At 45.7% G+C, this 15411-nt stretch carries 9 protein-coding genes; all 9 read left to right on the top strand.

Annotated features, from left to right (window positions below; all coding sequences use genetic code 11):
- Positions 1 to 48 precede the first annotated feature (48 nt).
- From ABDW16_RS13810 to ABDW16_RS13850, 9 genes are read left to right on the top strand one after another with little or no spacing between them, the layout of a single operon-like run.
- Positions 49 to 3273 (top strand): TonB-dependent receptor, encoded by a 3225-nt coding sequence (locus tag ABDW16_RS13810; RefSeq protein WP_343670469.1) that lies wholly within the window; start codon positions 49 to 51, stop codon positions 3271 to 3273.
- Positions 3274 to 3283: 10 nt separating this feature from the next.
- On the top strand, positions 3284 to 5182 hold the full coding sequence (locus ABDW16_RS13815; RefSeq protein ID WP_343670470.1) for a RagB/SusD family nutrient uptake outer membrane protein: 1899 nt from the start codon (positions 3284 to 3286) through the stop codon (positions 5180 to 5182).
- Positions 5183 to 5194: 12 nt separating this feature from the next.
- Complete coding sequence (locus ABDW16_RS13820; protein WP_343670471.1) at positions 5195 to 6418, top strand: DUF4959 domain-containing protein; 1224 nt, start codon at positions 5195 to 5197, stop codon at positions 6416 to 6418.
- An 18-nt stretch (positions 6419 to 6436) separates the two neighbouring features.
- Complete coding sequence (locus tag ABDW16_RS13825; RefSeq protein WP_343670472.1) at positions 6437 to 7633, top strand: DUF4998 domain-containing protein; 1197 nt, start codon at positions 6437 to 6439, stop codon at positions 7631 to 7633.
- Between the two features lie 6 nt (positions 7634 to 7639).
- Positions 7640 to 9931, top strand: coding sequence for a glycoside hydrolase family 95 protein (locus tag ABDW16_RS13830; protein ID WP_343670473.1), 2292 nt, complete (start codon positions 7640 to 7642; stop codon positions 9929 to 9931).
- A 3-nt stretch (positions 9932 to 9934) separates the two neighbouring features.
- The gene (locus ABDW16_RS13835) at positions 9935 to 11158 is read left to right on the top strand and encodes an enolase C-terminal domain-like protein (RefSeq protein ID WP_343670474.1); all 1224 of its coding nucleotides are present in this window, start codon (positions 9935 to 9937) and stop codon (positions 11156 to 11158) included.
- A complete protein-coding gene (locus ABDW16_RS13840; protein WP_343670475.1) occupies positions 11155 to 12717 on the top strand; it encodes a sodium:solute symporter in 1563 nt (520 codons plus the stop codon). Before ABDW16_RS13835 ends, ABDW16_RS13840 begins: the two co-directional genes overlap by 4 nt.
- A 6-nt stretch (positions 12718 to 12723) precedes the next feature.
- Positions 12724 to 13506, top strand: a complete 783-nt coding sequence (locus ABDW16_RS13845; RefSeq protein WP_343670476.1) for an SDR family oxidoreductase — start codon at positions 12724 to 12726, stop codon at positions 13504 to 13506.
- The gene (locus ABDW16_RS13850) at positions 13503 to 15356 is read left to right on the top strand and encodes a hypothetical protein (protein ID WP_343670477.1); all 1854 of its coding nucleotides are present in this window, start codon (positions 13503 to 13505) and stop codon (positions 15354 to 15356) included. The genes ABDW16_RS13845 and ABDW16_RS13850 overlap by 4 nt, the downstream gene beginning before the upstream one ends.
- Positions 15357 to 15411 lie beyond the last annotated feature (55 nt).

The raw sequence follows: 15411 nt of genomic DNA on the forward strand, positions 1-15411 counted from the left end.
ACAATTCCAGTTATGAAATAATTCTCAATTTTTCCAAAAAATTGGTTTATGCCAAAATTCCCGTTTGTACCTCTACCAGGGGTACTGCTCATCATTTTCCTGTACATCAGCATCAGCGCTTCTGCTCAACAACCTACAAAGATCACTGTTACAGGAACTATCTCCGACTCTTCAGGCGCAAAGCTGGAAGGCGTGAACGTGGTGGCGGAAAACAAAAAGAACATCGCCACTTCCACCAATTCCACCGGTAAGTTTATCCTGGATGCAGAACCAGGCACCCTGCTGCGCTTCTCGTATGTAGGTTACGAACAACAGTACATTACGGTATCATCAAATTCAAAGGTGATCAACCTTGTTATGAAACATGCTTCTGCCAATGTGGAAGAGGTTGTGGTAGTCGCCTATGGCCGAAAACAACGCAAGGAAGCAGTAGTAGGTTCCGTAACCACCATTGATCCCGGTGCACTGAAAATACCATCCAGCAACCTTACAAATGCCCTGGCGGGCCAGATTGCCGGTATGATTTCTTTCCAGAGAGGTGGACAACCAGGATTGGATAATTCCTCCTTCTTCATCCGCGGGGTGACCACATTCGGTTATAGTGCCAGTCCACTGATTCTGGTAGACAATGTGGAACTCAGCACCAATGACCTGGCCCGCTTACAGGTAGATGATATCGCGAGCTTTTCCATTCTGAAAGATGCCAGTGCCGCCGCACTGTATGGTGCCAGAGGCGCTAACGGCGTGATATTGGTCACTACCAAAGAAGGTAAAAGCGGCAAAGCCAATATGAACGTACGCTATGAACGCTCCGTTTCCCGGCCTACCCAGACCGTAAAATTAGGTAACCCAGTTACCTATATGAAATTATACAACGAGGCACTCACTACCCGGAACCCACTGGCCACGCCACTGTATACGCCCAACCAGATCATCAATACACAGGCTACTATGGACAAGGCACCGGGGTATAATCCTTATGTATATCCGGCGGTAGACTGGATGAAGACATTGTTTAAAGACCAGGCAACCACACAGCGCGCCAATTTCAGTGTTCAGGGAGGCAGCGAGGTAGCTAAGTATTATATCGCAGGCTCTTACGATAGGGACAACGGCATCCTGCAGGTAAACCCTGTCAACAACTTCAATTCATCTATGAAGTTTGAAAACTACCAGTTGCGTTCCAATGTAAATGTGAAACTGACCAAAACCACCGAAGCCGTGGTGCGCCTATGGGGTAATTTCAATGAATATACCGGTCCTATCACCGGCGATCAGTCTGGACTGGCAAGTGATCTGTACGACAGGGCATTGCATACCAGCCCCGTATCTTTTCCTGCTTATTTTCCTGCTGACAGTGCCAACCTGCTTACCAAACATATCCTTTTTGGTAACTCACTGAACTCTTTCGGTTCTTTACAGGCCAACCCTTACGCTGACCTGATGTATGGTTATAAAAGTTTTTCTGAGTCACGATTATCGGCACAGTTTGAACTGAACCAGGACTTTAATTTCATTACCAAAGGGCTGTCATTCCACGGGTTATTCAGCACCAACAGGTACGCTTATTTTGACCTGACCAGATCATACAAACCTTTCTACTACGATGTGCAGAGCTACGACCAGGCAAGCAATACATATAGTTTAACCTGGCTGAATAATCAACCAGGCGCCGCACAGGAATTCCTTAGTTATTATCCGGGCACTAAAAATGTAAACACCTTCCTTTACCTGCAGGGTTCACTGGATTATGCACGGGCATTTGGCAAACATAACATCAGCGGTGCACTGATTGCCACCAGGCAACAAAAGCTGAATGCTGATGCCAATGATCCTAACACTCACCTACCATCGCTTCAGTATTCCCTTCCCTATCGCAACCTGGGACTGGCGGGAAGAGCCACCTATTCATTCGCCAGTAAATATTTTATTGAGTTCAACTTTGGCTATAACGGGTCAGAACGCTTCTCCACCAGATATCGCTGGGGTTTCTTTCCTACTATCGGTGCAGGATGGGTATTGTCTAATGAAAAATTCTGGAAAGGAGATATTGCTCATATCGTTACCAGACTGAAATTAAGAGGCAGTTATGGACTGGTGGGTAATGACAATATCGATAATACCAGGTTTTATTACCTGTCAAATGTAACGCCGGACGATGTGAACGGTCCTTCTGCCGTATTCGGTACCACCAATGGTGTGAAGATGTACGGCACAACCATACAAAATTACCCCAACCCCGGCGTAACCTGGGAAACCGCCCGCAAATCGAACCTGGCTGCAGAACTCACCTTTTTTGATAAGCTGAACATCACGGCAGAAATCTACCATGAATTCAGGTACAACATCCTGCAACAAAGAGGATATATACCTGTCACCACCGGACTGGAAGCTGCTGTGAAATCCAATGTAGGTGAAGCATCTGCCAGGGGGCTGGACCTGAACGTTAACTATAAACAAACATTCTCCAAAACATTCTGGGCATCTGTACTGGGTAACCTCACAGTTACTTCCAATAAGTACCAACGTTTTGAAGAACCGCAATATAAATACGCTTATCGTTTTCAAAATGGTAAACCTATCAACCAGCCATTCGGATACATTGCAGAAAGACTCTTTGTAGATGATAAAGAAGCAGCCAATTCACCCACCCAGTTATTCGGCTCTTCTCCCCTGCCTGCAGGTGGCGATATCAAATACAGGGATGTCAATAAAGATGGCATCATCAACCAGGATGACCAGGTGCCTATTGGTTTGCCAACAACGCCGCAGATCATCTATGGGTTCGGATTTTCACTCGGATATAAAAACTTTGACCTGAATGCCTTCTTCCAGGGTCTTGCAAGAGAGTCTTTCTTTATCAATGCCACTTCGCAGGATGACAGGTATTATGGCAACTATGGTACCGCACCGTTTGTAAACAATGCCCAGATTCTACAGGCATATGCAGAGAACCACTGGTCAGAAGAAAACCAGAACCTATACGCATTATGGCCCAGGCTCTCCACCACCGATATCCTGAACAACCAGCAGCAGAGCACCTGGTGGCTGAGAGACGGTAGTTTTATGCGCCTTAAATCGGTAGAACTGGGATATAGTCTGCCAAAGACACTGACGAAAAGAATGTACATCAGGAGCATGCGCATTTATTTCAGCGGCTTAAACCTGCTCACATTCAGTCACTTTAAATTATGGGATCCCGAACAGGCAGGTCAGGGCTTTGGTTACCCGGTACAGAAGGTTTTCAACTGTGGTATTAATGTAAACCTTTAAACGATTTCAGATGCAAACGATCTTAAAAATACTTGTAGTCATATTCCTTTTTTCATCCTGTAAGAAATATCTCGACGTCGTTCCAGACGATGTCGCCACCCTGGAAAGCGCATTTGCCAACGCCAATGAAACACAGGCATACCTGTTCGGTTGCTATGCCACCTTACAGAACCTGGCTGACGTAAGGCGTAATCCAGGTTTTACTACATCAGGAGAAGTGATATTCCCCTACCCTTTACAAGACCAGACTACACTGGGTGGCGCAGGTGGGGATGCAGGTTTCAGCATCATCCGCGGGTTACAGAACAGCGCCAATCCATTGCTGAACTATTGGGATGGGTATAACATGGGATTGAACATGTGGCAGGCGATCCGAAAATGCAATATCTTCCTGGAGAATGTACATATCCCTCCTGATCTTCCGGACTACCAGCGAAAAAGATGGACGGCAGAAGCGAAATTCCTGAAAGCATATTTCCATTACTGGCTCATCAGGATGTACGGTCCTATTCCCATTGTGGATGTGAACCTGCCCGTGAATGCCTCTATTGATGAAGTAAGAATAAAACAACAACCGCTTGACTCCTGCTTTAATTATGTAGTGAGATTGCTGGATGAAGCCATTCCTGACTTACCTCCTGTGATACAGAACCTGGCGGCAGAACAGGGTCGCATCAGCGCCACCATTGCACAGGCAGTGAAGGCAGAAGTACTGGTTACACAGGCAAGCCCCTTATTCAATGGCAACCCTGACTATGCCTCCATGAAAAACCATGATGGCGTACCACTATTCCCTGCAGCCTATGATGAAAGCAAATGGCAACGTGCCTTACAGGCTTGTAAAGATGCGATCGATAACGCTGGGAGTGCTGCATTGTACCAGTTAAGGTTGAGTGGTGGCATTGTACACATGTCCGACACTACCCGGCGCCTGCTCACTATACAAGGTGCTTTTGTAGACAGCTGGAATTCGGAACAGATCTGGACCCTCAATCCGCAGTTTGGCTGGCAATACATGGCCTCTCCGCGGGTAACTACTGATGCAGCGGCCAATGTGTTTGCTGTATATTCCAACTTCTCTGTACCAATCGCAGCGTCAGAAATATTCTATTCTAATCATGGTGTGCCTATTAACGAAGACAGATTCTTCGACTATAATAACCGCTATAAGTTGCAGGCAGGCGACGATGCGCATGCGTACTACATCAAAAAAGGCTATACCTGTGCCAAAGGTAACTTTAACAGGGAGCCCCGTTATTATGCTGATGTAGCTTTTGATGGTAGCGTATGGTTTGGCTCCGGCAACCTGGATGATAATAATCCGAATTATATCAATGCAGTCAATGGACCTGCCGCGCCACCTGATCAGCTGCGTTACAACGCCACCGGGTACTGGGCCAAAAAGCTCGTGCCTTATCAGACGACTTTCGGACAGACCAGCGTACAGCAGAATTATTCATGGCCATTCATACAGTTAACCGGCCTCTGGTTACTCTATGCTGAATGCCTGAATGAAGTGAACGGCCCTGGTGCAGAAGTCTATCAATGGATAGACAAGGTGAGGGCCAAAGCAGGATTGGACGGCGTTGTAGCATCCTGGTCACAGTATTCAATCAACCCGAATAAATATAGCTCCAAAGAAGGATTACGTGATATTATTCACCAGGAACGAAGAATTGAAACTGCTTTCGAAGGCCAGGCAGGATGGGACCTGAGAAGGTGGAAAGAACTACAGAACGTGCTGAGCACACCCGTACAGGGATGGAATGTATTTAACAGGACGACTGAGGGGTATTACCAGTTAAGACTTGTACAGCAGACCTCTTTCAGTATCAGGAATTACCTGTACCCGATACAGGATTATGATTTGCTGACCAATCCGAATCTTGTTCAAACCCTTTACTGGTAAAACATGACACGTATGAAAAAACTCCTTTTATTATTGCTGATCGTATCCTGCAAAAAGATGGACGGTTACAACGATATCGTATCTACCGATATGACCAAACCGGGTGTGGTGACCAATGTCAGGGTGGTCAACTTCAATGGTGGTGCTTATATCACTTATACACTTCCTAATTCATCCAATATCCTGTATGTACAGGCGGAATATAAAATTAATGATAAAACCAGCAGGCAGACAAAGTCTTCGTACTATTCTGACAGCATTACCGTAAGTGGTTTTGCAGCAAGTAAGGAGTATGAAGTGGTGCTGCATACGGTGAGCCGTGCACAGGTGGTATCCGATCCGGTGACGGTAATAGTGCACCCTGATACGCCGCCTTACCTGCTGGCACGGCCTACGGTAGTGATGCAACCAGACTTCGGGGGCGTTAGTATCACGTGCGAGAATAAGGCAAAAGCCAATCTTGGCATTATTACTATCCTGCCTGACCAGACTAAAAAGTACCAGATCATTTCGCAGAACTACACCAATGCGGATTCGATCTCATACAGTCTGCATGGATTTGATACGATTCCCCAGCAATTTGGTATTTACGTCACAGACCAGTGGGGGAATATTTCAGACACTCTATTCTCCACTATCACGCCTGTGTACGAAGCACAGATGGATAAGTCGCTCTTTCGCAGTTATCCATTAGGTACCGATGCGAAAACAGGTTTTGGCTGGGTGATAGAAAACCTCTGGAACAATACTGCTGCATCCCCCGGCTATCATACAGAACAGCCTATACAACCACTGGTATGGCCGGCAGTGATTACATTCGATATGGGACAGGCGGCACGGCTGAGCAGGTATACGATCTGGAACAGGGGAATTGATGGTAGTGGGAACTGGTTGTGGCAGGCGGGTGCACCTCAGACGTGGGTATTATGGGGCAGAGAAGATACGCCTGTAGACGAAACGATGCCTGATGCAGATCATCTTCCTCCCGTGGGCGGAACTACACCTAACGGGTGGATCAACCTGGGATTTTATACAGCGCCCAATAAACCATCCGGATTACCGAACCCGCAGTATACCAATGCAGATCTGGCGTTTTGGAATAATGGGTTCAGTTATAATTTTTCATTGAGTTTGCCGAAAGTCAGGTACATCCGTTTTGAATGTGTATCCAACATGGCGCAAACGAATACATTTTTTAACATTACTGAGCTCACCTTCTGGGGAGACCCCAGGTAATCAATAAAACGGCATACAATGAGATATCTACTGGTATGCGTGCTATTGCTGGTAGCATGCAGCAAAAAACCGACAGACTACCGTGAGTTTTTGGACGGAACGGAACTGGTATACCCGGGCAAAGTATCTAATGCAAAAGCCTTGCCCGGCGCTGGACGCCTGCAATTAATATGGCAGCCCAGCCCGGATCAGAGCATTGCAAAGTACAAGATATACTGGAATAATAGTGCTGACTCTATGACCATCAACGCTACCACACATAATACTTCAGATACTGTTCGCTGTACAATACCCGGACTGGCTGAGTATGTGTATACCTTTATTATTTATTCTTACGACGCTCAGGGCAACAGGTCTGTAGCTACGGAGATTAACAATGCAAGGGTGTATGGTTCCATATACAAAGCCACTTTGCACAACAGATTGCCGGAGACAGCACCATACACGATCAATGATGACAACACCGTAACCCTGCGTTTTGTAACACCTGATACGATCAATATTACTACTGCTATAAAATATACTAACCAGAACGGGGAGATAACTACGACCGGGATCTCACCTTTGGAAGATTCATTGAAACTGACCGATTATAAATTTGGTACGCCTATCCTCTATCAATCTTCTTATATTCCGGTTACGGGTGCATTGGATACATTTTATACATCACGGTACGATACCTTTCCCAGTATATGGCGACTGGTGCAATGTGATAAGAGCCTGTTCCAGGAGCATGATTTGTGGGGAGATATGGGCATCTATCAATCGGATACCCGGGTAAGTAAATTATGGGATGGATCAGTAGGCCCGCAGGATTACCCGAATATATATCATAGTGATGGCAATGGGTCGCTGCCAAGGGTGTTGAGTTTTGATATGGGAAAGGTATATAATAACCTGACTGCGATAGAAGAAACCGGCAGAGGATGTTGTAATAACCCGGATCAGTTTGAAGTATGGGGTATTGATGACCTGGCGGATGCAGTGCCTGAACTGAATTCGGATGATGCAGGATGGAAGAGTGCCATGCAAAGTAAAGGCTGGACATTGCTGAAGGAAGTAGTGAGGTCAGATAATGGTAATGCGGCCTTTAAGACAGATCTGATGAATAATCCACCACCGGTACGATATATCCGGATCAGGGTAACACATTGTGCTAATGGTTCAACTAATTATGTGAACCTTTCAGAGATTACTTTTTGGAATAAAGAATAGTTATTGATGAAGTATATTTTGACAGCTATCATAGGGATGATGCCGGCAATGATTTGCGGACAGACCTTACGATATGATAAACCTGCACAGGTGTGGGAGGAAACCCTGCCGCTTGGCAATGGGCGATTAGGCATGATGCCTGATGGCGGTGTACAGATGGAGAAGATCGTACTAAATGATATTACCCTCTGGTCAGGGGCTCCACAGGATGCGAACAACTATGAAGCGTACAAGCAGTTACCTGCTATCAGGCAATTGCTACAGGAAGGCAGAAATGACGAAGCGCAGGCACTGATGGATAAAAACTTTATCTGTACGGGGAAGGGTTCCGGCAGTGTGCCTTTTGGTTGTTACCAGACGATGGGGGAATTGCAGATCCGGTTTGATCATGATGCACCTATAAATTATGAACGAACACTTTCTTTAACGGAGGCGATTGCCAGTTGCCAGTATACAGCTAAGGGGGTTACATATCGTAGAGAATACTTTACCAGCTTTGATGATGATATCAGTATTATTCGCCTGACGGCTGATGTGCCGGGGAAGCTTTCATGTCGTGTGACGATGAGTCGGGCAGAAAGAGGTACTACCCGTGTTGCTGACAATGCCTTGCTGCTATACGGGCAACTGGACAATGGCACAGATGGGAAAGGGATGCAGTACCAGGCGGCCGTAAAAGCGCAATTGAAACAGGGTACACTGACTACCGAAGAGCACGCGCTGGTGATTAAGAATGCCACAGAGGTTATCTTGTATGTTGCTGCGGGTACGGATTATAAAGATGCGGGGTTTAAAAGCAAAATTAATACGGTGTTGAAAACGGTTATGGCAAAACCATATGCCACCGAAAAGCGACAGCACATCAGTAAATATGGACGAATATTTAACCGGGTAAAGATTGATCTTGGACGCGGATTGGATGCAACAACAGATAAAAGGCTGGCTGCATTTTATAACAACCCCGCAGCGGACAATGAACTGCCTGTATTGTTTTACCAGTATGGTCGCTATTTATCTATTAGTAGCACCAGACCGGGTTTATTACCGCCAAATTTACAAGGCTTATGGGCAAATCAAATACAGACACCCTGGAATGGAGATTATCATCTTGATGTAAATGTGCAGATGAATCACTGGCCGCTGGAAGTATCTAACTTATCAGAACTGAACCTGCCATTGGCAGCGCTGGTGAAGGGCCTTGTTACACCCGGAACACGTACTGCAAAAGCTTATTACAATGCACCGGGATGGGTGGCGCATGTGATCACTAATATATGGGGATTCACAGAACCGGGGGAAAGTGCGTCCTGGGGAGCTACCAAATCAGGTTCCGGTTGGTTGTGTAATAACCTGTGGGAGCATTATGCTTTTACAAATGACTTACATTATCTGAAGGACATTTATCCTGTATTAAAAGGCGCTGCAGAGTTTTACAGTAGTCTGCTGATAAAGGATGAAAAAACGGGCTGGCTGGTAATGTCTCCTTCTTCTTCTCCTGAAAATGCGTTTTTTCTGCCTAATGGTCATCATGCCAGCATTTGTATAGGTGCTACTATTGATAACCAGATAGTGCGTGATCTGTTCAACAATGTGATCACCGCATCGAAAGTATTGGGAGAGGATGCTAATTTCAGCAATGAACTGGCTTTGAAGATAAAACAACTCCCTCCTGCCGGTGTGATCTCTAAAGATGGCAGGATCATGGAATGGCTGGAAGATTATAAAGAAACAGATCTGCAGCACAGGCATATCTCACACTTGTGGGGATTGTATCCGGCATCGCTTATCACAGCAGAAACAACCCCCGATCTGGCAGCAGCCGCCAAAAAAACACTGGAAGTAAGAGGTGATGACGGTCCAAGCTGGACGATTGCCTACAAGCTATTGTTCTGGGCGAGATTGCAGGATGGTAACCGTGCATTTAAACTACTGAAAGAGATACTGAAACCTACTGCAAGAACTGATATCAACTACGGTGCAGGTGGTGGGGTATATCAAAATATGTTATCAGCAGGCCCACCGTTTCAGATAGATGGCAACTTTGGTGCTACCGCAGGTATAGCGGAAATGTTGTTGCAGAGCCATGCGGGGGTTATCAATTTTCTGCCTGCTATTCCTGATCATTGGAAAGTGGCAGGGGCTGTGAAAGGATTGAAAGCAAGGGGGAATTTTACTGTAGACTTTGCATGGAAAAACGGGCAGGTGACCAGTTATCGTGTTACTGCACCAACTGCAGGGCAAAAGGTTAAAATAAAAATAAACGGAGAGATCAGGGAAATCGTTGCCAGCAAAATATAATTCATGATACAACAGACAATTATTAAAGACGTACGCTATCCGCTCGGACATGGAGCTGGCAGCGATGCCATACACCGCGATCCTGTCTATTCCTATGCTGTGACCCTGTTAAAAGATAATAGCGGCCATACCGGTACGGGACTCGCATTTACATTAGGAGAAGGGAATGACCTCGTTTGTAAAGCAGCCGATTTTTACGCGGCACAATTAAAAGGTCGGGATATTGAAGAAATCATGGCCAACTTTGGCCAGGTATTTCACCAGTTATCCAATGAACAACAGTTTCGCTGGCTAGGCCCACACAAAGGCGTTGTGCACCTGGGACTTGCCTCTGTTACTAATGCCTGCTATGACCTGTGGGCAAAGAAGAGAGGCGTACCTCTGTGGAAATTGCTGATTGATCTCTCTCCTGAAGAAATTGTCAATACCCTCGACCTCTCCTTTCTTGAAGATGAACTGACACCCGAACAGGCCATTGCATTGATTACCGCTAACAGGGATCTGACACGCGAAAAGATTACTAATACCGGTTATCCGGGTTATGATACCTCTATTGGCTGGTTTAATTATCCTGACGAACAGATCAGGGAGAACGCGAAAAAAGCCGTAGCAGAAGGCTTTAAGGCCATGAAACTAAAAGTTGGTTCACCAGATGCTGAGCGGGATATCAGGCGGGCTAACCTGGTCAGAGAAGTGACTGGTGATGATGTAAAGATCATGCTGGATGCAAATCAACAATGGACATTGCCACAGGCATTGAATATATGCGGAAGGTTACAACAAATGCGCCCTTACTGGATAGAGGAGCCTACACATCCGGATGATGTGATCGCACATCAACAGCTGGCTAAGGCCATTGCCCCTACGAAACTGGCAATAGGAGAACATGTGCCCAACCGGGTTATTTTTAAAAATTACCTGCAGGCAAAATGTGTAGGGTTTATACAGGTTGATGCCCTAAGAGTGGGTGGTGTGAGTGAATTTATTACAGTCAGCCTGTTAAGCCGTAAGTATGGTATTCCGGTAGTGCCGCATGTGGGTGATATGGGGCAGCTGCATCAGCACCTGGTGCTCTTCAATCATATTTCGCTGGGGCATGAAGCGTTGTTCCTGGAACATATTCCGCATCTGCAGCAACATTTTGTACACCCCGTACGAATCAGGGAAGGATACTATCTTACGCCACAGGAATCGGGTAGCAGCTGTGACCTTAAACAAATTGTATGATTATCGTTGTTATTCTGTACATCACTGCGATTGTGGCCATAGGATTATGGACCGGTCTTAAAAAAGCCCCCGGTTCAAAAGACTATTTTCTGGCAGGCAAAACATTGCGCTGGCCCATGATCGGGCTCGCATTATTTGCCACCAATATCTCCTGCCTGCACCTGGTAAGCCTGGCACAAAGCGGGTACGACGATGGCTTGCTGAGTGGCAACTTTGAATGGATGGCAGCATTTACATTAATATTGCTGGCGCTTTTTTTTGCACCATTTTATATTCGCAGTGGCATCAGCACCTTACCCGACTTTCTTGAAAAACGTTATAACCGCGCGTGCAGGGACTGGCTGACATTAATCTCCATCATCTCTGCCATCACCATACACATTGCATTCTCCTTACTCACAGGTGGCATTGTATTGGAAACCCTATTTGGAGTCAATATGTATATCAGCGTAACCGTGATTGCCTGCATTACAGCTGTTTATACCATTATCGGCGGCCTCAGGGCTGTTGTGGTCACAGAGAGTATACAGACCATTGTACTGGTAACAGGTGCAGTGATCATCACTATTGCCTGTTTTCATAAAATGGGTGGTTGGCATGCGATGACAGCAGTACTACAGGAACAGGGACAACTGCATAAATTATCTATGCTGCGGAGTGATGGTAACCTGCCCTGGTATGCCGTATTCCTGGGCTACCCTGTAATTGGCATCTGGTACTGGTGTGCGGACCAGACGATTGTACAACGCATATTAGGAGCTAAAGATGAAAACCATGCCAGGATAGGCCCTTTGTTTTGCGGCTTTATCAAAATACTCCCTGTATTTATTTTCATTCTACCCGGATTATTTGCCAGCACACTGGCACAAAAAGGTTTGTTGATTGCACCGAAAGATAGCAAAGGCATCTACACGGTGATGATCACACAACTGGTGCCATCCGGGCTGGCAGGGGTAATAGTCGCGGCATTGTTATCAGGTTTGATGAGCCAGGTATCAGGTGCACTAAACTCCATTTCCACGCTGGTTAGCTTTGATCTGTACAAACGTTTTAAACCATCTGCCAGCGATCGGCAACTGGTTAGCATGGGACGTATATCAGCGGGTATTGCTTTATTATTATCCATTTGTTTACTGCCATTGCTCAATAGCTATAACAGTATTTTCAATGGGGTAAATGATATTATTTCGCATATCGCCCCTCCTATTACCTGCGTATTTCTGTTGGGCATTTTCTGGTCCGGGGCTTCTGCAAGGGCAGCACAGCTTACACTGCTGATCGGCTCCCTGCTGGGGGCGTTGGTTTATACAGTCAATAAATTGTATCCGGATAATTCACTTGCACAGATTCCATTTATGATGATGGCGTTTTACCTGTTCATCATCTGTTGTATCATACAGGTTTCATTTTCTTTTATATATCCTATGCAGCATACTACAGTAAGTGCCACATTATACTGGAAATCCCCATTGGAACCCTTGAAAAACAAAGGCAGTTATAAACTCCTGTCTGTACTGTTATTACTGGTAATGGCGATACTATATTCAATATTTAAATAAGGAGACATGCAACTTTTGACCGGCAAAATAATATTACTAACAGGAGGATCCACAGGTATCGGATTCGAATGTGCATTAAAATATGCGGAAGCAGGTGCAGTAGTCGTAGTGGTATCGAATGATGCCGTTACACTGGCTTCCGCCATCGACAAACTGGGAGATCATCATTCCAGTATTCTTGCAGATATTTCACAAACAGCAGATGTACAACACATGATTGCACAAACCCTGGAGAAATATGGCAGGATAGATGTAATCCACAACAATGCTGCGATCGCACATCCGTCCAAACCACTGCATGAAACTGCGGAAAGAGAATGGGATGACCTGATGAACATTAACCTGAAGAGTATTTTTCTAACCACCCGTTATGGTATTGAGGCATTAAAAAGCAGCAAGGGTACCATTATCAATACGAGCAGCCTGGTAGGCGAAATAGGACAGGAAAATCATGCTGCATACACCGCGACAAAAGGAGCTGTCAATGCGCTTACCAAGTCTATGGCGCTGGATTATGCACCTTACCAGGTTCGTGTAAATGCAGTAGCACCTGCCGGTGTATGGACGCCCATGCTACGCGAATGGGGAAAATACCAGAACAACGGTCAGGGAATTGATGCATATATGAATGCCATCCATCCGCTGGGGTACTGCCCCGAAGGCGATGTGATTGCAGATGCATGTGTATTCCTTGTGTCAGAAAAGGCGCGGTTTATAACAGGTCATATCATGCACGTAAGTGGTGGTGCAGAACTAGGTTACAGGGCTCTTAAATACCAGGATGAATGATAAAGTCTATTATTACATGTTTGCTCCTACTGCAGGCAGCTGCCTATGCGCAGGTAAACATACCATTTGGGAAAAATCATAAAATCATTTACGATCTGAAAGCAGGTACTTATTCGGTAGTGCTGGATGGTCAGACCGTTTTTGAAAATATGTATGCCATTGCACAGGATATTGATTCCCGTACACCAGTTAAGCGGGGTTATGTGATCAAAAAAACCGGTACAGGCACAGTATATGCAGTAAACAGCGGTCCGCTGCAACAACTGTTCTATACCTTCCCGGGCAAAGATTACTGCATTATTTCCATACAGGTGGCAGGCATGGCCTGTAATTATCTTTCGCCGTTGAACACTTCTCAAATAGCTGCTACCGGCCACGTCGTGGATGTTCCTTTTGACAATGATATGTGGTTCCGGTATGATGCACCATCAATTGAGAAAGCTGACTTTACAGGCAGCGAAGTAACTGCCATCTATAATGAACATAGTGGCATAGTAATCGGTTCACTCGCACAGGATGTATGGAAAACAGGCATCCGGGTAAATCGCAACACGTTGAAAGTATTTTGCGGGTATACTGATTCTCTCCGTACGCACGATGTCAAAGCTCATGGCTTTGTACAACCTGTAGATGGTTATTGTCAATCAGCTCCGATCTTTATCGGGTATAATAAAGACTGGCGAAATGCGATGGAAACCTATGCGCTTTCAAATAAAACGCCCCGTTATGTTTATAAGTGGCAAGGCGCCACACCAATATGCTGGAACAGCTGGGGAGTACTACAGACCAGGATAGACTTTGCAAAAGCCAGGGGGGTGGTGGACTTCTTTCATGACTCCTGCACCGGTTATCGCACTGCCGACCATACCCTCTACATCGACCTTGACTCCTACTGGGATAATATGACGCCTGCTCAGTTGAAAACGTTCGCGGCTTACTGCAAAGCGAAAGGTTTTAAACCAGGTATTTACTGGGCGCCATTTGTAGACTGGGGAAAATATGATCGTACTGTAGAGGGCAGTGCTTACCATTACAAAGATACATGGACCACGCAGAACGGTAAGTATGCAGATACAGATGGCGGCCGTGCAATGGACCCCACTCATCCAGCCACCCGGCAAAGGATTATATACTTTATGCAGCAATTTAAAGACATGGGATATGAGATGGTCAAGATAGACTTTTTATCACACGGGGCTATAGAAAGCGATCATTTTTATGAGCAGGGTATTACTACCGGCATGCAGGCTTTTCGCAAAGGGATGACACTGATAGATAGTATGGCGGGTAAGGATATGCTGTTGTACGCAGCTATTTCTCCTAACCTCGCCACCTCCCGTTATGTACATATGCGCCGCATTGCCTGTGATGCTTTCAGCTCTATAGAAAATACGGAATACACCTTGAACAGCACTGCCTATGGCTGGTGGCAGTCGCTGATGTATTCTTACCTGGATGCAGATCATGTGGTATTTAAGGATGCATCTCTGGATGCCAATAAGGCCAGATTAGCATCGGCGCTGGTAACGGGCAGCCTTGTAGTGGGCGACGACTATGCAACCGATGGTGCATGGAAAACAGTGGCATTACAATTATTACAGGATAAAGATTTGCTGGCCGTTACAAAAAGCGGGAAGAGTTTTAGGCCCGTAGATGGAAACAATGTGTTTATAAAAGATGATCAATATGTAGCCATCTTTAATTATGGGAAAGAGGCACAGGTGTATCGTGTGCCATTTTTAAAGAGAGGCATGGCTACGGAATTGTTTAGCAAAAAAACAGTACCTGTAGGAGATACATTTACAGTAAAGGTAGCAGGTGGCAGTGCAGCGATCTACTTTAAACAATAATAGCGGTTTGGTGTTATAGTCCATGTGCTTTTGCAGCAGAATAACCAAAACCTCA

This window comes from Chitinophaga sp. (assembly GCF_039596135.1).
In the GTDB taxonomy this organism is placed as follows: domain Bacteria; phylum Bacteroidota; class Bacteroidia; order Chitinophagales; family Chitinophagaceae; genus Chitinophaga.